Consider the following 22095-nt stretch of genomic DNA (forward strand, 5'->3'; position numbering starts at 1 on the left):
TTTACTTTTTGTATACGCCAAAAAACCAGTTAGACTTTTGAGCTAGCTGGTTTTTATTGTGGTTGATTTAGGAAAAATTATTAATATCTTGTCTTTGGTTAAGTAAGGCAAGTGGGCAAAAAGTAAAGGTAGGTCATTATGAAAAAATGTTTAGCAGCTTTGATGGCTGTCATGTTAGCCGCGCTCACCTTAGGTGGGTGTTCATCATCAAAAAATGCAAATAAAGACGTGGTTCATATTGGGATTCTTCAGTATGTGGAACACCCTTCTCTGAGTGCAGCTCGCAAGGGATTTGTCGCTGAATTGAAAAAAGAAGGATATGTTGACGGGAAAAATCTTAAATCAGATTATGAAAATGCTCAAGGTGACCAGTCAAATCTTCAAACCATTTCAACAAATTTGTTGTCAAATAATGATTTGGTTTTAGGGATTGCGACACCGGCTGCGCAAACATTGTCAAATCTATCAACAGATGTTCCGGTGTTGTTTACAGCAGTAACGGACCCAGTATCAGCAAAATTGGTCAAGACGATGGAAAAACCTGAAGGTATTGCCACAGGAACAAGTGACATGTCTCCAATTTCAAAACAGGTGGAATTACTGCAAAAAGTTATGCCTGACGTGAAAAAAGTCGGCATCATGTACACAACTAATGAACGTAATTCAGAGGTTCAAGTTGAAGAAGCACAAAAAGAATTTGCTAAAGCTGGAATTGATGTTTTGACAAAAGGAATTTCATCAACAAATGATGTGCAGGATACAGCTAAAAGTTTGATGAGCCAAACACAAGTTCTTTTCATTCCAACAGACAACATGATTGTCAGTGCGATTTCACTAATCACAGAATTGTCAAAAGAAATGAAAGTTCCTGTTGTCGGTGGTTCAGCAGATATCGTTGAGCAAGGCGTGCTCTTTACTTACGGTGCCAACTACGAAGCGCTTGGTCGCCAAACAGCAAAATTAGCTGTGCGTATTATTAAGGGTGAAGATGTTAGCAAGGTTTCATCAGAATACCCTAAAACACTTAATGTTGTTGCAAATGATGACATGGCTAAAACGCTTAGCATTGATTTGACTAGCATTAAGGATGAATCAACAGAAGCTTCTTCTGAAGAATCACAGACAGCTACGGCAGATAGCAGCAAAACAATAGCTACTCCTAAAAAATCAAGTCAGTCTGACAAGAAAACGTCAAATGCTTGGTTTGATATTATCTTAACTGCCATTTCACAAGGGCTTTTGTGGGCGATTATGGCGATTGGGGTGTTCATTACTTTTCGTATTTTGGATATCGCTGACCTTTCAGCAGAAGGTTCATTCCCGCTCGGAGCAGCTTCAACAGCAATCATGATTGTCAATGGTATCAACCCGTTGATTGCGACTATTGGTGGTTTTGTGGCTGGTATGCTTGCAGGAGCAGTAGCCGGGTTCTTGCATACTAAGATGAAAATTCCAGCACTGCTAACAGGGATCATCGTCTTGACAGCTCTTTATTCTGTTAATCTTTTGGTTTTAGGAAGTGCCAACGTGTCACTAGCTGGGCAAACAACTTTGGTTACAGTACTGACATCAGCACTTAGTCTTTCAAAACTTAATGCTGTGATTTTGATTGGTGTGATTTTTGTGACCTTGGTAATTCTTTTACTTGTTGTGTTGTTGAACACGCAACTAGGACTTGCTCTTCGTGCGACAGGAGACAACCTTGCTATGGGTGAAGCAAATGGGATTAAAGTTGACCGCATGAAAATCTTTGGTTACATGATTTCAAATGGCTTGATTGCTCTTGCGGGCTCACTTTTAGCACAAAATAATGGCTACGCTGATATGAATATGGGAACAGGAACAATCGTTAATGGCTTGGCATCTATTATTCTTGCGGAAGTCATCGTCAAATACTTGCCGCTTGGTAAACGTCTCTGGTCAATTGTTCTTGGTTCAATTTTGTATCGTTTGGTTCTTGTAATCATTTTAGCCATGAACGTGGATGCTCAGATGCTAAAACTAGCATCAGCAGTTCTTCTTGCTCTTATTCTCTACGTTCCAGAAATCAGAAACAAACTTCACATTAAACCCTCAAAAACATTGACACCAGGAGGTAACGAATAATGGCACTTTTAAGCTTATCAACTATTCATAAAACATTTGAAAAAGGTACGGTCAACGAAAATCACGTGTTACGTGGTCTTGATTTGGACATTGAACAAGGGGATTTCATCTCTGTCATTGGTGGAAATGGTGCTGGAAAATCAACGCTGATGAATTCTATTGCAGGTGTTGTTGAGATTGATGAGGGAGATATCGTGCTCGATGGTCAATCGATTCGAAAAGCGTCTGTTGCTGCACGTTCAAAAGATATTAGTCGTGTTTTCCAAGATCCACGCATGGGAACAGCGACGAATCTAACCATTGAAGAAAATATGGCAATTGCTTACCGTCGTGGTAAAAAACGCAGTTTCTTTAAAAAATCAATCACAGAAACAGAACGTCAATTGTTCAAGGAAAAATTAGCCGAGCTTGGTTTAGGTTTGGAAAATCGCATGAAAACAGATGCGGCATTTCTATCAGGTGGTCAACGTCAAGCATTGACTCTTGCTATGGCGACCTTGGTTCGACCAAAAATTCTTCTTCTTGATGAACACACAGCCGCGCTTGACCCAAAAACGAGTGACATGGTTATGCAGCTGACTAAAAAAGTAGTTGAAGAACAAGAACTTACAACCTTGATGATTACTCACAACATGGAACATGCTATCGAGTACGGTAACCGTCTGGTCATGCTTTATCATGGTAAAATCGTTGTTGATGTTCGTGGTGAAGAAAAGAAAAATCTCACCGTCGCACAACTCATGGATCTCTTCCACAAAAACAGTGGTCAAGTCCTAAACGATGACGCTTTGGTTTTGGGATAAAATAGTAAAAGCTGAGCCAAACTTCCTTTTGACAATGAGGAAATAGGCTCAGCTTATTTTTGATAAATAGTGTTTTTTTCTTGACTATTTCTGACCAAGTGTTAGAATAGTTTTTGTAGACATTAGCACTCTAGTACAAAGAGTGCTAACGATAATAAAAATATTGGAGGCAAAAGCATGTTGAAACCATTAGGTGACCGTGTGGTCTTGAAAGTTGAAGAAGAAAAAGAACAAACAGTTGGTGGTTTTGTCCTTGCTGGCGCAGGCAAAGAAAGAACTCAAACAGCAACTGTTGTAGCTGTTGGTACAGGTGCTCGTACATTGACAGGTGAATTGGTAGCACCAAGTGTTGCAGCTGGCGATAAAGTTATTATCGAAAACGGTGCAGGTGTCGAAGTAAAAGATGGTGAAGACACTGTGACTATCGTTCGTGAAGCTGAAATTTTAGCCGTATTGGCGTAAGATAGATTAATAAAATAGTATATTAATAGAAATCAAACAGAGGAATAGATATGGCAAAAGATATTAAATTTTCATCAGATGCACGCGCAAGCATGATGCGTGGGGTAGATATTTTAGCAGATACAGTTAAAGTAACCTTAGGCCCTAAAGGTCGTAACGTAGTTCTTGAAAAATCATTTGGCTCACCACTTATCACAAATGATGGTGTCACAATCGCCAAAGAAATCGAACTAGAAGACCATTTTGAAAACATGGGAGCAAAACTTGTATCAGAAGTTGCTTCTAAAACAAATGACATTGCTGGTGATGGTACAACAACTGCCACAGTTTTGACACAAGCAATCGTTCGTGAAGGTCTTAAAAATGTTACTGCAGGTGCTAACCCAATCGGCATTCGTCGTGGTATCGAATCAGCTGTTAAAGTTGCTGTTGATGAATTGAAATCAATTGCTCAACCAGTTGCTAACAAAGAAGCTATTGCACAAGTTGCTGCCGTTTCATCACGTTCTGAAAAAGTTGGTGAATACATTTCAGAAGCTATGGAAAAAGTTGGTAACGATGGTGTTATCACAATCGAAGAATCACGTGGTATGGAAACAGAACTTGATGTAGTAGAAGGTATGCAGTTTGACCGTGGTTACCTTTCACAATACATGGTTACTGACAATGAAAAAATGGTTGCAGACCTTGAAAATCCATACATCTTGATTACAGATAAGAAAATCTCAAACATTCAAGATATCTTGCCACTTCTTGAAGAAGTTCTTAAAACAAGTCGTCCACTTCTTATCATCGCTGATGACGTTGATGGTGAAGCTCTTCCAACACTTGTACTTAACAAAATCCGTGGTACTTTCAACGTTGTAGCTGTTAAAGCTCCTGGATTTGGTGACCGTCGTAAAGCTATGCTTGAAGATATCGCTATTTTGACTGGTGCGACTGTTATCACAGAAGACCTTGGTCTTGATTTGAAAGATGCTAACATGACTGCTCTTGGTCAAGCTGCTAAAGTAACGGTTGATAAAGACAGTACTGTTATTGTTGAAGGTGCTGGTGATGCGACAGCTATCGCTAACCGTGTTAACGTGATTAAATCACAACTTGCTTCAACAACATCAGAATTTGACCGTGAAAAATTGCAAGAACGTTTGGCTAAATTAGCTGGTGGTGTTGCAGTTATCAAAGTTGGTGCAGCCACAGAAACTGCTCTTAAAGAAATGAAATTGCGTATCGAAGACGCGCTTAACGCTACACGCGCAGCCGTTGAAGAAGGTATTGTTGCAGGTGGTGGTACAGCCCTTGTTAACGTCATTTCAAAAGTAGCTGAACTTGAACTTGAGGGTGATGAAGCTACAGGTCGTAACATCGTTCTTCGTGCTCTTGAAGAACCAGTTCGCCAAATTGCTTTCAACGCTGGTTATGAAGGTTCAGTTATCATTGAACGCTTGAAAAATTCAGAAGTTGGTACAGGATTTAACGCTGCTAACGGTGAATGGGTGAACATGGTTGAAGCTGGTATCATTGACCCAGTTAAAGTAACTCGTTCAGCTCTTCAAAATGCTGCTTCAGTAGCAAGCCTTATCCTTACAACAGAAGCTGTTGTTGCTAACCATCCAGAACCTGCTGCTAAAGCACCAGCTGCACCAGGAATGGATCCATCAATGATGGGCGGTTTCTAATCTGAATAACGAATAAATAGAAGAACACCTCATTTGAGGTGCTCTTTTTGTATGTCCGCATATCTTAGTTAAAAATTTGATATAATGAAGAAAAGAAATCTTGATAAAGGAGGTGTGCTGTAGTGGACGAAAAAGAATTGATGAGTTTAGGTGAATTATACCGCGAACTGCGTGTGGCGCGTGGTTTGAAGTTGAGAGACGTTGCGCATGATGGTTTATCAGTGTCACAATTATCAAAATTTGAAAATGGGAAAAGCATGCTGACGGCAGATAAGTTATTAACAGCTATTTCAGGCATTCACATGAGCTTTTCAGAATTTGGTTATGCTCTTAATCATTATCGAGCAAGCTCTTATCACAAAATCGGAAATCAGCTAGCAACTTTGCAAATTGCTGGGGATATTGCTGGTTTGAAAGACATGCTCAAACATTTTGAGGCTAGTGATTATTTTGATACTTACAATCGCTTGACTCGAATTGATATTGTCAGTGCCATTTATTCTCTTGATTCGAGCTATGAGATTAAAGAAGATGACAAGCAGTTTTTGACACATTATCTTTATGGTATTGAGCAGTGGACAGAGTATGAGCTTTATCTTTTTGGAAATACCATGTCAATTTTGTCCAATGATGATTTGATTTTCTTGGGGAAAGCATTTGCTGAGCGTGACGAATTTTACCTTGCGCTTCCTCAGCATAAAAAAGCAGCGCAGCTTACTTTTATCAATATCATTTTGACTTTGATTGAGCGCAAGCAACTTTACTACACAAAGTATTTTTTAAATAAGCTTGAGAGCATGATTAATTATCAAGATATGTTCACCGTGATTTTTTTGACCTTTTTAAAAGATACTTTAGCTTATCTGAAAGGCGAGTCTGATGATGTGATGCCGATGAGAGATTGTATTGAAATGGTTGAAAAGCTTGGAAACTCTACTATGGCAAAGCTTTTAGAAACGCATTTAGAGACTTTTCTTGATTTATACAAAAAAGACTAGGGAATTTCCCTAGTCTTAACTTTAGAGAGAACAAAAATTGGATTAAAAAGGCCAAATTCTAAATGTTAGAAGAATTGTTAAGAGTAAAATTAATTTCTTTACCATATTGCTGACCTCCTTAGCTATTATTTTACCTTAAAAAGGGGGTAAAACAGGAAATTATCATATATGAAAATATAGAATACAAATTTTCATATTTGCGAATTTTGAATAATAGATTTTTTTCATGGTATATTATATCCGTAAGTATTTGAGATACTTACGTGGAGTGATACTTTACTTGGTTAGGCAAGCGTTTTTCATATGAAAGGGTCAATTGTTTGGGAGCTTTTGATTTTTGGGAGTCATATGAAAAACAAGTATCATTTCAAAGGGATGGATCTTATCCAGGAGAATTAGCATTTGCTAATAATGGCATCTTGATTGTAGGATTGAGATGTACAAGTCATATCTTTTTTTCTTGATTGAGCGACACCGTCTGTAGTATTAGTAGTATTATACGTTCAATGACAAAATTAGTACATTTCCGAGAGATATGACATGAGATGGGGTTTATCGAGAGTGTTTAAGCTCTTTGATTGTTCACACATTGAAATCATTTTATAAACATTCTCATAGACTTATTTTTAACATCATATTTTCGGTTGGGGGCAGCTGAAAATATGTTGGTGCAGCTTGACTGTATAACTTTCTGAAAAGACTGACAGCTACACTAAAAAACTTAGAAAAAACGAACTCTTTGATTTGGTAGAGCTCGTTTTTTTGTTTTATTTTCTTATATGATAATTTTAGATAATTATAATAATCTGTGCTAAACTAAGTGCGTAAACGACTTTGCGTTTGCGAGTTTATTCCAGTAAAAGTGTCGTAAAAAATCTTTTAAATTTTGTAGGTGATGACTATGATGAAACGAAAAGTTGACGAAGAATTTTTAGACTTATTGACTAAGGTGCAGCAACTCGAATCTGTACAAAAGGATAAGGAATTTTATGACTTAATTTCTCTTGCTGCTGATAAAATACAAATGGGTGCTAATTCTGATATTGAGATTATGCGATTAGGATCATTTATTAACAAATACTTAGTTTCTAACCCTTCTCAAGAATTAGTTGACCTGCAGTTATTTATGCAAAAAAGAGCCAATCGTTACAAAGGATGGCTCAATGTTACCGGCTGGTTTTCTTAAGTGATTTATGATAGTTTTTAGCTATTTTTAACAAGTAAAATAATCGTAAAAAAATGGTGTCTGTAGTATACTAAGTTTAGAAAATGTTGGTTTAGTTTTAGATATGCTTACTGTATGAAGGGAGTAGGCTTATGATGTTTTGGTTAAGTGTTGCAGGTGCTGTTTTAGGTGCGATTTATCTTGTTATTGTGGATAACAAAGATGACTTTTGAATGACAAGGGTGGCTTTTTGAGCCGCCTTTTTTATGTCACAGGTGTGATTTTTTTGTAACAGTAGTTTAAAAACTTTTTGGTATAATGATAGCTCAAGTTTTGTTAGGATAGGGAGAGAAAAATGATTAAGTTTAAACACAAGAAAATTTGGATTCCTAGTTTGATTGTGGGAATTTTATTGCTTATCTTTGTGGTTTGGGGAAGTTTTCATTACTCTAAAAAACAAGTGATTAAAGAGTATGTGGCAGCTTATCAAAAATCAGGTGATACTTTTGATAATATCAAAGGTTATGTGGTTTGGGCAGATAATAACGAAAAAGTCACAACTGATGAAGCTAAGTATGCTACGTTTAAAAAACTCTCAAAAGCAGAAGCAAATCAGCTCAGTCAAGATTTGCAAGATGCGGGTGCTTCAGATAACCAATATGTTAAAAAAGTTGGACAGAAGTTTTTGATTTTTCCAAACTACCGTATCGCTTTGAAACCTTTGAATTTGACAATTAAGACGAACGTCAATAAGGTTGATATTTTGTTAAATAAAAAGAAAGTCGCAGTCAGCGACTCAGAAGATTATAGCGTGACGCTTGAGCGTTTGCCAATTGCTGATTACACAGCAAGTATTTCTGGGAAATATAATGGTAAGCCAGTTGAACTTAGCAAGGCTTATGACGGTGAGAATAATCTTCTTGATTTGTCAGTTAGCTTTAAGTCTTTTAAAGTGACAAGTAATTTAACTGATGGTGAACTTTATTTTGATGATACGCGCGTGGGCACCTTGGAAAATGGGGAATATGATGTCAGTGATTATCCTTTGACTGACTCAGCTAAAGCCTATGTTAAGAAAAAATTCTCAGATGGTGATTTGAAATCACAAAAACAAGCTCTCTCAAGTATTTCTGATGGGGATACTGTTGCTTTGGACGCTGAGGGATTGTTGGACAATGAAACGGCTGGTAAAGTGCTAGTATCAGCTTTTGACCAAATGATTTTGTATTTGAATGCTGGGCAAGATTCATCAACAGTAGCGACGGTCTTTGAAGATGGTGCTAATAATGAGTTTTACAAAGGCTTGAAAGAAAGTATCACAGCTAAGATGCAGACTGATAGCCGCAAGGCAACAAGTCTGACCGTTCCTAATATCGTTTTGACAAATCTCACACAGGTTGGTAAAGAATCTTATGTGGCTGGCTTTACAGCGACTTATGATTTTCATTACGATAAATCAACAGATACTGAAAAACAAAGCTCAGGTGACGTTATTCAAACTCTAGAAGGAAAATTGACGCTGAAAAAATCAGGCGCAAGTTACTTGGTAGCAAATTCAGGGCAAAGAAGCATCACAGTAACTGGTGAAGACAATCAAATCAAGGTAGATTCAGTTCTGCCAGAAGCTATGCTTGGAACATGGAAAGTTGATGACAAGAGCGATACATCATTTACCTTTGATGCTGACGGAACAATCACCCAATCAACTAAAAATAATAAAAGACAAACTAAAGTTACTGGAGTTGAAGACAAAGGCAATAATATTTATCACTATGTTTACGGAGATGATACTGATACGAGTGCTTTTGTTGTCAGCGGTCTTGGTGGTGTTGGTGTTAAGTATACTTTTGGTATTAAAATCGACGGTGACAAGCTTAGATTGGTTGTTTGGCAAGCTAATAAAGATGATAATTTTGATTATAGCAAGCCAATGCTTGGAAGTACTTTAAGTAAGAAATAAGAAAAGAAAGTAGAAGTGTAAAAGTTGATTTATCAACGCATTCGACCCCACTTAACCATTGCGTTTTGCTTATTATAATTGCATAAATAAAAGAGGTTGGGACAAAAGTCACCAACCTCTTACTGTAATCCTGCTTCAAATGTTTTTGAGACAGCTTCGACGCTGATTTTTTCAAGGGTAAATGGATGTGTGAAACTGAGTTTGTGCGCGTGGAGCATAAGGCGTTTAGCAGGAATTTTGCTATAAAGTGGGTCTCCGATAATGGCGTGATTGTGTGCTGATAAATGCACGCGGATTTGGTGGGTACGCCCAGTTTTTAAACGGCATTTGACCAGTGTCCCTTTTTTGAAGGTTTTAAGTCGGTCAACAATTGTCAGGGCGGTTTGTCCGTTTTTGCGGTCGACGACACGTTTTCTGCGGTCGTGACGGTCACGTCCGATTTTATCTTGAAAGACTTGATGTTTTGGTTCGAATTTTCCTTGTGCTAAAGCCCAGTATTCACGAGAAATGTCTTTATTTTCAAGGAGTCGGTTGAGGATTGGTAGCACAAAAGGGTTTTTAGCGAACATGACAGCTCCGCTAGTTTCCATATCTAAGCGGTGAATGACGTAGCAAGTCTTACCAACGTAAGCAGAGACATGGTTGAGCAGGGCAATTTCATTTGGTTCATTGCCGTGAGTTTTCATGCCTTCTGGCTTGTTTACGATGATGAGATGTTCATCTTCGTAAAGGCAATCGACAAGCTCAGCCTGCCCAAAAGGAATCTCTTTTTGAGGATAATCATCGTCATCAAAGATTAATTGAATGGTGTCACCAGTTTTGACGAGGCTTTGCCAATTAATCATTTCACCATTGATGAGTAGGTGCTTTTTGGTACGTAGAAAATGACGAATTTTTCGTGGAATCAGTAAATGTTCTTCTAGAAGTTCTTTGACTGTGCAGTCAGGGTATGGATTTTTAATCGTAAATGATAAAGTCATGGCTCTATTATAACACGCAAGCAAGCAAAAACGCATCTTGTCAGATGCGCTTATTTTTTGTCGTCTTTTTTTTCGTGGAGCCAGTCGTCATATTTTTCTAGCAAGTTTACCGCCATTTGTACGGCAACTGCCATTGAGTAAGCTTCTGTGCCTTCGGCTTCACTTTCAGAAACTTCGATTTTAGTTTCATCGTAAACAGCTTTTAAACTATCGTGAGACAATGTTTTTTTGAATGCGTCAAATCCTTTAGACATAATAAACCCTTTCTAATACTCTTTTTGAGTACTGTGGACAGATAAGTTGATAGCGTTTTATTATTAATTTTATTTTACCACAAATGACTTGAAAACGTTGTAATCAAGATGTAATCCTTTTACATCTGACGATTTTTAAAAGAACTGTTATAATGTGGTTATGACAAAATTTAAATTGATTAAAGAAAAGGTTCTTTCTTTTTTGAAAACAGCAAAAGAAGAACTGCCTTTCAAAAATCACACCAGCCAAGAAAATGACAACGATGATTATTTGGCTGATGATTTGACTGATATTGAAGAGGAAACGGAGCAAGAAACTCCGACTTATCAACGAAGTAAAAGTTATCACGAAAAAGCTAAAAAACAGCCGGCTTGGTTGCAAAAAATTTCACGCTTTATGCCATCGCCTAAAAATCCGATTAGACGTTTTTGGCGTCGCTATCGTATTGGCAAAATCTTGCTTATCCTTGTTGGTATCGTGGTTTTAGCTATCGGCTCGTATTTGTTTGTGGTCGCTAAGTCAACCAATGTTTCTGACTTGCAAGCCGCTTTGAAGGCAACAACTGTGATTTATGACAAAGATAATAATCAAGTTGGTTCTCTTTCAGGGCAAAAAGGAACTTACGTTGAACTCGATGCTATCAGTGATAACATGAAAAATGCAGTTATTGCAACTGAAGACCGTTCTTTTTATAAAAATGGTGGGATTAATTATTCACGTTTCTTTTTAGCCTTATTTACCATGGGTCATTTTGGTGGTGGGTCAACCATCACACAACAATTGGCTAAAAATGCTTATTTGAGCCAAGAACAGACGGTCACACGTAAGGCAAAAGAATTTTTCCTTGCTATCGAATTGACGAAGAAATACAGCAAAGATGACATTTTGACCATGTATTTGAACAATGCTTATTTTGGAAATTCGGTTTGGGGAATTGAGGATGCTAGTCAGAAATATTTTGGGACAAGCGCAGCTAATTTAACGATTGAACAATCAGCCATCTTAGCTGGTATGCTGAAAGGTCCTGAGATTTATAATCCTTATTATTCTGTGGAAAATGCGACGAACCGCCGTAACACAGTTCTAGGTGTTATGGTTGATGCTGGCAAAATCACGCAAGCGGAAGCTGACCAAGCTAAGCAAGTGAATATCGCTGATGAATTGAATGATACCTATACTGGAAATTCTGACGATTACCAATATGGTTCGTACTTCGATGCAGTTATCCAAGAAGCTCAAGAAAAATATGGCTTATCAGAAAATGATATTGTCAATAACGGCTACAAGATTTACACAGAGCTTGACCAAAATTATCAAGCCAATATGCAGGCTGTTTTTGACGATACGTCATATTTCCCAGTGTCTGACTATGACGGTCAAACAGCTCAAGGAGCAAGTGTTGCTATGGACCCTGCAACAGGAGCGGTACGTGGTTTGGTTGGGCGAGTAAGTCCAAGCTCATCAACTTTCCGTAGCTTTAACTATGCGACACAAGCTTCGCGCAGCCCAGGTTCAACGATTAAGCCACTTGTTGTGTATTCTCCAGCGGTCGCGTCAGGCTACGCTATTACCAAAGAATTGCCAAATACTGTCCAAGATTATGACGGCTACAGCCCAACGAACTATGCAGGAATCGAGACAGCGGATCTTCCAATGTACCAAGCCCTTGCTAATTCGTATAACATTCCAGCTGTTTATTTGTTAAATAAAATTGGAGTTAGCAAAGGTATTAGCTATGCTAAGAAATTTGGACTTAACATGAAAAATGTTAAGGAAGAATTGGGAATTGCTCTTGGTGGTGGTGTGACTACTAACCCGCTTGAAATGGCGCAAGCTTATGCAACTTTTGCAAATGATGGCGTCATGCCGAAAGGACATTTGATTTCAAAAATTGAAAATGCTAGTGGTGATGTTGTTGCAGAATTTAAGCAATCTACTAAGCGCGTGCTCAGTAAATCAGTTTCAGATAAGATGACAAGCATGATGCTTGGAACTTTCTCAAATGGTTCGGCGGTTAATGCCAATGCTTACGGCTATACAATTGCTGGTAAGACAGGTACTGTTGAAGCAAGCTTTAATGAAGATTTGACGAGTGACCAATGGGTTATCGGCTACACACCAGATGTTGTTATTGCACAGTGGATTGGTTATGATTCGACAGATGAAAACCACTATCTGACTGATGCAAGTTCAGGGACAGCTTCGACAATCTTTAGTGCCGTCGCAAGCAGCATTCTGCCATACACTGCAGGAACAGAATTTACTGTTGAAAATGCTTATAGTCAAAACGGTTATGACCTTGTCTACAGTGCAGATGGTCAAGCAAGTACAAGCCAATCATCAAGTTCTGATAATATTCTTGATAAAGTTCAAGATTCAGCTCAAGATGCTGGTGAAAAGATTGGACAAGCAGTTAAAGATGCTTGGGATAGTTTCTCAAATTGGTTTAGTCAACAGACAAACTAACTGACTTGTCAAAATAAGAAAAACATGATAAAATAAGGTCTCGGAGGAATTATGGCACAGAAAAAAGCAAGTTTAGCTTGTACAGAATGTGGAAGCCGTAACTACTCTATCGGAGTTAGTAGCAACCCCAAACCTGTACGACTAGAAGTTAATAAATATTGTAAACATTGTAAAAAATACACGCTACACAAAGAAACACGATAATTTGTAGCGGTCATTCTCAGCTTTAGAGTAATGAGCGAGATGATAGAATAAGGAGGAGTCGCCTGTGGCATTCATTAAGGGAGTTTTTACGATTTTAAGTGATACAACTTGGCCAGATCGTAAACAACGTTGGAAAGATTATATCTCTGTACTTGAATATACAGCATTCTTTACCATTGTTATTTTCATTTTCGATAAATTGCTCTTACTGGGAGTGATGGATTTGTTAAATCGATTCTAAGACATAAGCTGGGTTTTGCCCAGCTTTTTTGTATGCACATTTGGCAGTAATTCGTTGACAGCGCTAGCGATTTTTCCTATAATAAAATAAAGAAAAACACCCGAGGAGCCTCTAAAGGGCTTTTTTATAATGGAGGAAATTATGTTAGATTCTTTTGATAAAGGTTGGTTTGTGCTACAAACTTACTCTGGTTACGAAAACAAAGTTAAAGAAACACTTTTGCAACGTGCACAAACTTACAACATGTTGGATAACATCTTGCGTGTTGAAATCCCAACACAAACTGTTAACGTTGAAAAAAATGGTAAAATCAAAGAAGTTGAAGAAAATCGCTTCCCTGGTTATGTTTTGGTTGAAATGGTTATGACAGACGAAGCTTGGTTCGTTGTTCGTAACACTCCAAACGTTACTGGTTTCGTTGGTTCACACGGTAACCGTTCAAAACCAACTCCACTTTTGGAAGAAGAAATCCGTTCAATCCTTATCTCAATGGGTCAAACTGTTGATGTTGTTGATACAAACATTAAAGCTGGTGATGTGGTTCAAATCATCGACGGAGCTTTTGCTGGTCAAGAAGGACGTGTTGTTGAAATCGAAAATAACAAAGTTAAATTGATGATTAACATGTTTGGTACTGAAACACAAGCTGAATTGGAACTTTACCAAATCGCTGAATTGTAATCATTCTTATTAGAAATGCCTTTAAACTCAAGTAGTTTAGAGGTATTTTTTTGTTTTTAAAAATGTTATCATCTTAAAACGTATTCACCCTTGGACTATCTTGTTTTCGTCTCATTTATCTGATATATTTAGAATATTACAGAGTGGTTAGAATTTGTAATATAATTTGATTATCAAAGTATTTTAACTAAAATAATAGATTAGGGAGATTCTTTGTCGTGGATTTTAAAAAAGAATTTGGTCAAAAGGTGAGAGACTTGCGAAAAGAAAAGGGAATGAGCCGACAAAGAGTCTGTGGGATTGAGGATGTGCTGACGACAAGACAGCTTCAACGAATTGAGAAGGGACAATCGTTACCTACGATTGCAACAGCTGTTTATATTGCTGATAAATTGGGAGTTTCGCTGGATAGTTTGACGAATAAAGAGGGATTGAAGTTGCCAGAAGGTTACATTAACCTGCGTTATCAGCTTAGAACACTTTATCATTATGGCAATAAGGAGCGACTTTTACAGCGTGAGAAAATTATTGAGCAGATTTATGAGCATTATTTTGATGATTTGCCAGAGGAGGAGCAGATTGCTGTTCAAGTTGCTCAAGCTTCGGTGGATATGATTTGTACGGGAAATGCGTCGTTTGACCAAGGACTGTTAGATGAGTATTTGGGACAAGCTTGTAAAAAAAGCCAACTGTCATTTAATGATGTCGAGATTATTCAACTGCGTCTTTTGTCTTTAGCAATCAAGGATTTTGACAAAGTCGAATTTATCGATCTTCTTAGCAAGGTGATTTTGGCGGTTAGTTATTTTCCGTTGGCTGAATTGGGTAAAATTCAAGATGTCATTATATCTGCTGCAGGGATTTTGTGTTGTTACGGGGACTATGATCTGTTGCCTGATGTTATTGAGGTTCTACGAGGAATTATGACAAAGCGTAACGATTATAGAGATAATATCTTTGTTTATGCTTTTGAGTGGAAAATCGCTCTTTTTTTGAAACATGATTTAGAAAAAGCAAGAAAAGATTATCAAAAATCTATTATGATGGCGGATTTGTTATCAGAAGATTTGATTAAGCAAAATATGCAACGCGAATGGAAAAAAGACTTAGACTATCTCGGCTTGGATAGAATTTAGATTTTAGATGAAACTTACTTTTAAATTTCGAGTTTTATAAAAAACAGTCCACTGGACTAGATTCGCTATTTAATTTTTAGGCTCATGAAAAAACAGTCCACTGGACTGTTTTTTTCATATGGACATGAATGTCCTCACGTGATTTTGTGAAAGCGCTATATAATAATGCTAACAACTAAAGAAAGGATGAAGGGTATGTTTACATTGCTTAATTTTTTAATTTTTTGGAAAGGTTAATAGCTTTTAACAGTTTAGTTTGGGAGAAGGATGCTGTTTTTCAAAGCAGTATCAAGCAAAGATAATACAAGGAAGTATTTCTGGGGAAAAACAGCGATGATTACAAGCAATATTGAAAAGAGGATTGAAGAGGTTTCTTATCTAACCCTGAGGAATTCAACCCAAGATAACAAATTAGTTTCGATTTGGGTGGATGATGAATTGTTTAAATTAACGATGATTGAGCAAAATAGTCAAAAAAAGATTTTATTGGGCACAATCAGAAAAAACGCCAAAATTATGGTGAAAGAACAAGCATGATTTTAGCAATGGGATGATTTGTACTGGAGGTGCAAATTAATGAACAAGTCTAATATTTTAGGGAAGATTGAAGAGCTTTCTGATCACCAATATTGTTTGTACGATACACGGCTGGCAAATAGTTTATTGATTTCTACATGTTTGGTGGGGAAAGTCTACTATGCTGAGGGAATCTTTGAAGGTGGCACTTATGAAAAAGGTGCCCTTTTGTTAAGAGTAGAGATTTTAGGCTTAGCCTACGATTATGTGACGTTTGACTCAGTAAAAATCCTCAAGAAATATTGTGAGGACGGGGGAATTGTGGATTACAATGCTCCCGTACTTCTTGTGGAAAGGATAAAAAGGTGATGTCGACAATAGTCTATGGTGGTCAAGGAAATGTTCAGTTGAAACATTTACATCAGATGATTAAGACTAAAAAGGGGCAAGAATTACTGTTACAATTGGAAACTTGTGACCAAACGGCCTATCAGTTGTTTCAAGATATTCTAGCTAAGAAGGTGGATTTACAAGATTTGTATGCGGCCATGTTAACGACTTTTCTTTATAATACTTGGATAAGTCCAGAAGAGCCGATTGAAGTTGGAACACGATTTTCAGCACACAGCGCAGGGATTTTTAATGTTTTGCTAGCTAGTAGGAGTGCTAGTTTTCAAGATATTTTAGCTTTTATTAAAAAACGTGCTCAGCTTGTGAAATCACTCTCTTGTCAGGAAGAATTACATTTGGTGATGACAGAAGATATGGAACTTTTTGACCAAAAAGTGTTAAAGAATTTTCCAGATAAGTTTCAGTTAGCTATATTGACGGATATGAGGTCAGGAGTCTTAGCTATGAGACAAGAAGACTTGTCGATTTTGCAGGATGCTGCAAAGGAGGCGGGCCTTTTATTGAAGGTAAAACCTTTAGGTGTTAAAGCACCTTATCATACAAGTTTTTTAAGTGATTCACAAGAAAACTATCGAAAAATGGTTCAGGAATTACATATTCAACAGAATCAGGCATACGAGTATATTTTTCATTGTGATGATTTAGAAGAAGAGATTCTTTACCAGTGGCATCATTTGTTTAATTGGCAAAAAATCAAAGAAGGTATTTTAGACAAGGACACGGATGTCCTTGACTTATCACCGAATAAATTTATTTCAAAACAATTGATGAAGATGAGAGGTAGAAGGGATAGAGAATGAAAGTAGCGATTGTTACTGGTGGCACACGTGGTATTGGCAAGGCGATTTCAACTGAGCTGCATAAGGAAGGTTATCAGGTTGTTGCTATTTATGCGGGAAATGATGCTAAGGCTAATGCTCTGAAAGAAGAGCTGCCAGGTCTTGAAACTTATAAATGCGATGTGTCAGATGCAAAAGCTGTTCAAAAATTAGTAACGACGATTTTCCGCCAATATGGGCACATTGATTGTCTAGTCAACAATGCAGGTATTATCCGTGATGGCTATTTTTTGATGATGTCAGAAGAGAAATGGCAAGAAGTGCTCAATATTAACCTCATGGGTTTGGTGAATATGACAAAAGCTGTGCTACGAATCATGAAAGCAAAGCATATTCATGGTAAGGTGGTCAATATTTCATCAACAAGTGGGGTTGCAGGTCAGGTTGGACAAGCAAATTATTCAGCAAGTAAAGGTGCCATCATTGCGGTGACTAAGACCTTAGCTAAAGAATTTGCTAAGGATAACATCACTGTTAATTGTGTGAGCCCTGGATTTATTGAGACAGATATGACTAGTGAACTTCAAAATAAAGATGAAATTGCTGAGCATTTGATTCCTCTTGGGCGTTTTGGTCGTCCAGAAGAAGTTGCGTGGGCAGTTGCATTTTTAGTGAGTGATAAAGCAAATTACATTACAGGAAAAAATTTGGTAATCGATGGAGGAATGATTAATGATTAATTGGAATGACGAGAAAAAAGTGATTAAAACCCGTCAAGAAGTAGTTGATCAAATCAAAGATGTTTTGATTGAGTCGTTAATGTTGGATTTAGATAAAGAGTTAATCATGAACGACCAGCCTTTGTTCGGACGTGGTTTAGAACTCGATTCGATTGATGCTTTGGAATTGTCGATTGGTTTGTCAACAACTTTTGGAGTTGAAATCAATGATGATGACATGGCTGTTTTATCATCAGTCAATAAACTGGCTGATTTTGTGATTGAAAACAGTGAGGATTTTAATGGTGAAGATTAATAGTGAAGACATTATCAAAATGTTGCCGCACCGTTATCCTTTTTTGTTAGTTGATAAAGTTTTAAAGTATAAAACTGGTGTTATCGAATGTCGTAAAAATATCACGATTAACGAACCATTTTTTCAAGGTCATTTTCCAGGTCGTCCGATTGTTCCTGGAGTTTTGATGATTGAAATGGCTGCGCAATCAGCAGCATTACTTTATATTTTAGATTCTCTTGAGGGAAAAGAAGTGACAAGTGCAGATTTGAGCGCTGAAAATGTGGCTGAAAAAGTTGGGTATTTGGCTAGCGTGAAAAACTTTAAATTCAAAAAAATCGCAACACCTGGTGATCAACTGACCATCACATGCAGGTCCCAATCAAAACTTGGTCAGCTTCTTGAGATTCAAGCAATCATTCGTGATGAGAATAAGCAAGAAGTGGCTTCAGGAAGGATGCTGGTGTCTGAAAATGGAGATTAGATTACAAAATATCCGAAAAAAATATGGCTCTTTTGAGGCGTTAAAGGGTATTGATTTGGTATTTGAAGAGGGAAAATTCTACGGTTTACTTGGTCCAAACGGTGCTGGAAAGACAACACTTTTTAATCTTTTGATTAAAAATTTTAAACCAAGTTCTGGAGATATTATTTGGGAAGTCGATGGAAAACCACTGAGTGATAAAGAATTTTATAAGCACATTGGGATTGTGTTTCAGAGTAATCGTTTGGATGACAATCTTAGTGTTGAGGAAAATTTGATTTCTCGTGGAGCTTTATATGGTTTATCAAGAGCAGCTGTTAAGCAACGTCTTGAGGAGCTGCAGGCTTACTTGAATTTGCGTGAGCTTAGAAAACGACCTTATGGAAGTCTTTCGGGTGGTCAAAAGCGTAAGGTTGATATTGCGCGTGCTCTTTTGCCAAATCCGTCTTTACTGTTGCTTGATGAGCCAACGACAGGGCTTGATCCTCAGTCAAGACATGATTTGTGGGAAGCCATCAGTCACCTGAACAAAGAAGCTCACATGACAGTTGTTTTGATTACGCATTATCTTGAAGAAATGGCTGCGTGTGACGTTTTAAATGTTTTAATCGCTGGTAAACTTTATTATTCTGGAGATATTGATGGGTTCATCAAGAAACATTCGACAACCAATTTGCAATTGCGAGTCAAAGAAGGCCACTCGGTTGCTTCTCTTGATATCACGTCATTTGTGACAAAAAGTGAGGTCTTATCTGAAAGAGAGATTGTCTTTAGAGATGTCACGGTTGATGAGATGATGCAAATCATTTCAGACAATAAGGATAACTCTATTATTGAGCGCTTTAACGCAGCTTATTCTAACTTAGAAGCGGCTTATCTAAACCTGCTCAAGGAAAAGGAAGGGGAGACTAATGTTTGAATTAATTTCTAGAAATCGCAAGGTTTACACGCGCGATCGTATGGCATTTTTCATGTCATTTCTGTCAGTTATTATTTTGATTTTAGTTTACCAAGTTTTCCTAGGGCAAATTCAAATCGATGCTATCAAAGCTGCTTTGCATAGCGATAAGGTTTCAAGTGATACGATTCAAATGGTGAATTATTGGTTGATTGCTGGCTTGACGACCATTGTTTCTATGACTGGAACGCTTGGAGCATTTGGTGTGATGGTGGCTGACCGTGAAAAGAAATTAAGTGAAGATTTCAAAGTTAGTCCTATGCCAAATTCAGCGGTTGAATTGTCTTATGCTATTTTTGCTATTCTTTTTGGCATTATTTTGACCATGTTTTCGTGTGTGTTTGCGATAGGCATTTTCAACGGATTCTCGTCTTTGCTTGATTTTTCGGCTACAGATTATCTTAGAATGTTTAGCATCATTTCTTTGGGAACGGTGCTTTCTGCCGCGATTGTTTTGCCGATTCTAGCATTTATCCAATCGAGCTCAGCTTTTACGACCTTAAGTACGATTGTCGGAACTTTCATCGGATTTATTTCAGGGGTTTATTTATCAATTGGTTCTGTCGGAAAGACTTTGCAGCAAGTGATGACTTGGTTCCCGTTGACTCAGATTAATGCTCTTTTAAAGCAAGTGTTGATGAAAGATTCACTTAAAAGTGTTTTTGACAAAGCAGATAGTTCAGTTGTGACAGATTATAAGGAATCTTATGGTTTGGTGCTGAAAGATGCTGGCGGAAAAGCCTTATCAAATCAGTTTATGTTGGTTTATTGTCTGATTATCATTGTGGCTTTTCTCGTGCTACATTTTGTGATTAAAAAGGTTAAAAAATGATGGAAGAAAATCAGTTAGAAGTTTCTAAAGCACATTTTGATGATTATCCTGAAATTGTTAATCTCTTTAACAAAAACAAAGTTTACCAATTTCCTGATGGAAGACCTTTGACTACAGAAGATTTTGATTTGACCATGAAAGTCAAGGAAGTGCAACCATTTTTTCTATTGCGCCAAAATGGAAAATTAATTGGAACATCAGCTTTTTTCAAATTCATTACGCATGAGTGTTTGGATACAGATAGTAGTTTTAGTGGCTTTTTGCTGATTGATTCGGAAAATCGTGGCGGTCAGGCGATTTCGTATCTCTATCGGACGATTTTAGAACAGATTGCTCAGCTTGGTTTTTCAAATCTTTTTACAGAAATCAGCAAGTACAACAAGCCTTCGCTTTCTTTGTCACGTTTGAATGGTTTTCGAGAATACAGTCAGACCTACGAAGATATTTTACATTGCCGTTCTCTGCGTAGCAATTTGCCAAAGGTGATAAAAACCTTTTGTCTGTCAGATTATCATGGCAAGACGTATGATTTGTCGACTTTTGAAATTTTAGAGGAAATTGAGGACTCGGCTCGAAAAGAAACCTTTATTCAGACACAGATTTCAAATGAGGAATTGTCTTTCAAAGTGCAAGACCAGGCTAGCCTTCCTTATTTTTTAAAAATGGCATTGTTTCAGCTTGAGATTGTGCAGGAAGCAGGGCGTTATTATCTGCAAGCTGATTTTTTATCAGATGATGTTGAAAAGATTCAGGTCAAAATTGGCAGACGCTTGTCGATTTTGAATCGTAAGCATAAGCGTTTATCACTTGGAAAGCACGCTCGTTATTTTGTGCAGGCAAATATTGTGACAAAGCAAGGCACGATTGCAGTGCAGCTGGAGCGTTGCCGTAATCAATCGCTAGGTGAAAGTCAGCTTTTGGAGCAGAGCTTTTGTGGGTACAGGCTGAAAGTGTCGCACGAAGGGAGTTTGCTATTTTGTAAGGGTGAGCGCGTGGTTTTTGAGGATACTTTTATCATGTTTAGTCGTCCTCTGACTTCGACTTTCAAGGTAAAAGAAAAACCGAATCACCTTGATATTATCTGGTCTTACAAGGGTGCACAGATTAAAAAATCTATCAACTTTTCTGAGGATGCTTTGATTTGCCAGTATGATTGCAATGAAAAGGCTAAAGCCATGATGCCTCGGTTAGTCAAGCAAGGATTCAGAATTTTTAACCAAGAACATTTGCTAAAAGATGGTGAGACTTATAAAGTCAATCGTCCTGGTTTTTATCCACAAGAGCACGATGATTTTCTGAGAGCAGGAGCTTTTGTTGGGGAAAGTTTTGATTATGAGATTCCAAGTGAAGATTGCCATGTTCACTATTCTCCTTTTGGAAAAACTAGTAATCAAATGCAATTTCGCCCGCTCAGTATTTGTTCTTCAGATGAGTTTGACGGTTCAACTTACCAGATTCAATTTTCACCACTTAATCAGCCAAAAGCTCGGCCATTTTTTGACCGGTTAGTCTATCAACCAAGTTCTAAAAATCTCTTAAAATACGTTAGCCAATTAGCATTTGAGCAAGAACATGGTTATGGGACGAAGCGATTTTTGAAGAATCGTAAACGTTATGCGACAGATGTGCTAGTTTTAGCGCATAACCAGCTGGTTATTCCTTGCGAGGCTATCCCAAAAGATTGTGACCATGCCGCACTTTCTTTCACTTTAAAAATTAAAGGAAACCTTAAGGCGATACGTTTTCGTGAGACTATCCCTTATCAAAATAAAGCACATATCTTAGAAAGCAAGCATAAACTAGTGATTTATGATGAAAAGCAGAATCGCTATATTTGCTTGGTTTGCCAAGACGGTGTTTTTTACTCATATAAAGAAAATAACAGTTTAAAAATCAGATGTGTCTTTGACACCAACCTCACTCACGCGGTCAATGTGAGAATAACAGAATATAAAAGGAGTTAAA

23 protein-coding genes are annotated in these 22095 nt (G+C 37.5%); 21 read left to right on the plus strand and 2 right to left on the minus strand.

Annotation, left to right across the window (positions count from 1 at the left end; translation table 11 throughout):
- Positions 1-138 precede the first annotated feature (138 nt).
- The 7 genes from ACN0NP_RS05520 to ACN0NP_RS05550 all read left to right on the plus strand — a co-directional run bounded on the left by ACN0NP_RS05520 (position 139) and on the right by ACN0NP_RS05550 (position 9173).
- A complete protein-coding gene (locus ACN0NP_RS05520; protein WP_423216916.1) occupies positions 139-2106 on the plus strand; it encodes an ABC transporter substrate binding protein in 1968 nt (655 codons plus the stop codon).
- A complete protein-coding gene (locus tag ACN0NP_RS05525; RefSeq protein ID WP_024344513.1) occupies positions 2106-2909 on the plus strand; it encodes an ABC transporter ATP-binding protein in 804 nt (267 codons plus the stop codon). Before ACN0NP_RS05520 ends, ACN0NP_RS05525 begins: the two co-directional genes overlap by 1 nt.
- 177 nt (positions 2910-3086) lie before the next feature.
- Positions 3087-3371, plus strand: a complete 285-nt coding sequence (groES, locus tag ACN0NP_RS05530; protein ID WP_021141467.1) for a co-chaperone GroES — start codon at positions 3087-3089, stop codon at positions 3369-3371.
- Positions 3372-3421: 50 nt separating this feature from the next.
- The gene (groL, locus tag ACN0NP_RS05535) at positions 3422-5050 is read left to right on the plus strand and encodes a chaperonin GroEL (RefSeq protein ID WP_024344514.1); all 1629 of its coding nucleotides are present in this window, start codon (positions 3422-3424) and stop codon (positions 5048-5050) included.
- A 140-nt stretch (positions 5051-5190) separates the two neighbouring features.
- On the plus strand, positions 5191-6048 hold the full coding sequence (locus tag ACN0NP_RS05540) for an Rgg/GadR/MutR family transcriptional regulator (RefSeq protein WP_033151936.1): 858 nt from the start codon (positions 5191-5193) through the stop codon (positions 6046-6048).
- Between the two features lie 901 nt (positions 6049-6949).
- Positions 6950-7234, plus strand: coding sequence for a hypothetical protein (locus ACN0NP_RS05545; RefSeq protein WP_423216917.1), 285 nt, complete (start codon positions 6950-6952; stop codon positions 7232-7234).
- Positions 7235-7568: 334 nt separating this feature from the next.
- The gene (locus ACN0NP_RS05550; RefSeq protein ID WP_423216918.1) at positions 7569-9173 is read left to right on the plus strand and encodes a zinc ribbon domain-containing protein; all 1605 of its coding nucleotides are present in this window, start codon (positions 7569-7571) and stop codon (positions 9171-9173) included.
- Between the two features lie 119 nt (positions 9174-9292).
- On the opposite strand, the gene ACN0NP_RS05555 is transcribed toward ACN0NP_RS05550, so the two are convergent.
- Both ACN0NP_RS05555 and ACN0NP_RS05560 read right to left on the minus strand, forming a co-directional pair.
- Positions 9293-10153, minus strand: coding sequence for an RluA family pseudouridine synthase (locus tag ACN0NP_RS05555; protein ID WP_423216919.1), 861 nt, complete (start codon positions 10151-10153; stop codon positions 9293-9295).
- Between the two features lie 50 nt (positions 10154-10203).
- Entirely contained in the window at positions 10204-10407 is a 204-nt protein-coding gene (locus tag ACN0NP_RS05560) for a hypothetical protein (protein WP_024344520.1), read from the minus strand.
- 160 nt (positions 10408-10567) lie between these two features.
- Between ACN0NP_RS05560 and pbp2a the strand changes: the two genes are divergently transcribed.
- The 14 genes from pbp2a to ACN0NP_RS05630 all read left to right on the plus strand — a co-directional run bounded on the left by pbp2a (position 10568) and on the right by ACN0NP_RS05630 (position 22094).
- Positions 10568-12874 carry a penicillin-binding protein PBP2A gene (gene pbp2a, locus ACN0NP_RS05565; RefSeq protein WP_423216920.1) on the plus strand — a complete coding sequence of 769 codons (2307 nt, stop codon included), beginning with the start codon at positions 10568-10570 and terminating at the stop codon, positions 12872-12874.
- A 51-nt stretch (positions 12875-12925) separates the two neighbouring features.
- Positions 12926-13078: a 50S ribosomal protein L33 gene (rpmG, locus tag ACN0NP_RS05570; protein WP_003067827.1), complete on the plus strand. Its 153-nt coding sequence runs from the start codon at positions 12926-12928 to the stop codon at positions 13076-13078.
- A gap of 64 nt (positions 13079-13142) precedes the next feature.
- Positions 13143-13319, plus strand: coding sequence for a preprotein translocase subunit SecE (gene secE, locus ACN0NP_RS05575; protein WP_423216921.1), 177 nt, complete (start codon positions 13143-13145; stop codon positions 13317-13319).
- Between the two features lie 141 nt (positions 13320-13460).
- Complete coding sequence (nusG, locus tag ACN0NP_RS05580) at positions 13461-14000, plus strand: transcription termination/antitermination protein NusG (RefSeq protein WP_021141477.1); 540 nt, start codon at positions 13461-13463, stop codon at positions 13998-14000.
- Positions 14001-14218: 218 nt separating this feature from the next.
- Complete coding sequence (locus ACN0NP_RS05585) at positions 14219-15136, plus strand: helix-turn-helix domain-containing protein (RefSeq protein WP_423216922.1); 918 nt, start codon at positions 14219-14221, stop codon at positions 15134-15136.
- Positions 15137-15403: 267 nt separating this feature from the next.
- A complete protein-coding gene (locus ACN0NP_RS05590; protein WP_074630149.1) occupies positions 15404-15673 on the plus strand; it encodes a hypothetical protein in 270 nt (89 codons plus the stop codon).
- 39 nt (positions 15674-15712) lie between these two features.
- The gene (locus tag ACN0NP_RS05595; protein WP_423216923.1) at positions 15713-16021 is read left to right on the plus strand and encodes a cylX protein; all 309 of its coding nucleotides are present in this window, start codon (positions 15713-15715) and stop codon (positions 16019-16021) included.
- 56 nt (positions 16022-16077) lie between these two features.
- The gene (locus ACN0NP_RS05600) at positions 16078-16863 is read left to right on the plus strand and encodes a CylD (protein ID WP_423216924.1); all 786 of its coding nucleotides are present in this window, start codon (positions 16078-16080) and stop codon (positions 16861-16863) included.
- Positions 16860-17582 (plus strand): 3-oxoacyl-ACP reductase FabG, encoded by a 723-nt coding sequence (gene fabG, locus ACN0NP_RS05605; protein WP_423216925.1) that lies wholly within the window; start codon positions 16860-16862, stop codon positions 17580-17582. The genes ACN0NP_RS05600 and fabG overlap by 4 nt, the downstream gene beginning before the upstream one ends.
- Positions 17575-17877 (plus strand): phosphopantetheine-binding protein, encoded by a 303-nt coding sequence (locus ACN0NP_RS05610; RefSeq protein ID WP_021141483.1) that lies wholly within the window; start codon positions 17575-17577, stop codon positions 17875-17877. The genes fabG and ACN0NP_RS05610 overlap by 8 nt, the downstream gene beginning before the upstream one ends.
- Positions 17864-18340: a 3-hydroxyacyl-ACP dehydratase FabZ gene (fabZ, locus tag ACN0NP_RS05615; RefSeq protein WP_074567003.1), complete on the plus strand. Its 477-nt coding sequence runs from the start codon at positions 17864-17866 to the stop codon at positions 18338-18340. The genes ACN0NP_RS05610 and fabZ overlap by 14 nt, the downstream gene beginning before the upstream one ends.
- Positions 18330-19259, plus strand: a complete 930-nt coding sequence (locus ACN0NP_RS05620) for an ABC transporter ATP-binding protein (protein ID WP_074630146.1) — start codon at positions 18330-18332, stop codon at positions 19257-19259. The genes fabZ and ACN0NP_RS05620 overlap by 11 nt, the downstream gene beginning before the upstream one ends.
- On the plus strand, positions 19252-20130 hold the full coding sequence (locus ACN0NP_RS05625) for an ABC transporter permease (RefSeq protein ID WP_423216926.1): 879 nt from the start codon (positions 19252-19254) through the stop codon (positions 20128-20130). Before ACN0NP_RS05620 ends, ACN0NP_RS05625 begins: the two co-directional genes overlap by 8 nt.
- Positions 20127-22094: a cylE protein gene (locus tag ACN0NP_RS05630; RefSeq protein WP_423216927.1), complete on the plus strand. Its 1968-nt coding sequence runs from the start codon at positions 20127-20129 to the stop codon at positions 22092-22094. The genes ACN0NP_RS05625 and ACN0NP_RS05630 overlap by 4 nt, the downstream gene beginning before the upstream one ends.
- The last annotated feature ends 1 nt before the right edge of the window (position 22095 follow it).

The sequence above is a fragment of the Streptococcus equinus genome (assembly GCF_049393805.1).
Taxonomy (GTDB): domain Bacteria; phylum Bacillota; class Bacilli; order Lactobacillales; family Streptococcaceae; genus Streptococcus; species Streptococcus equinus.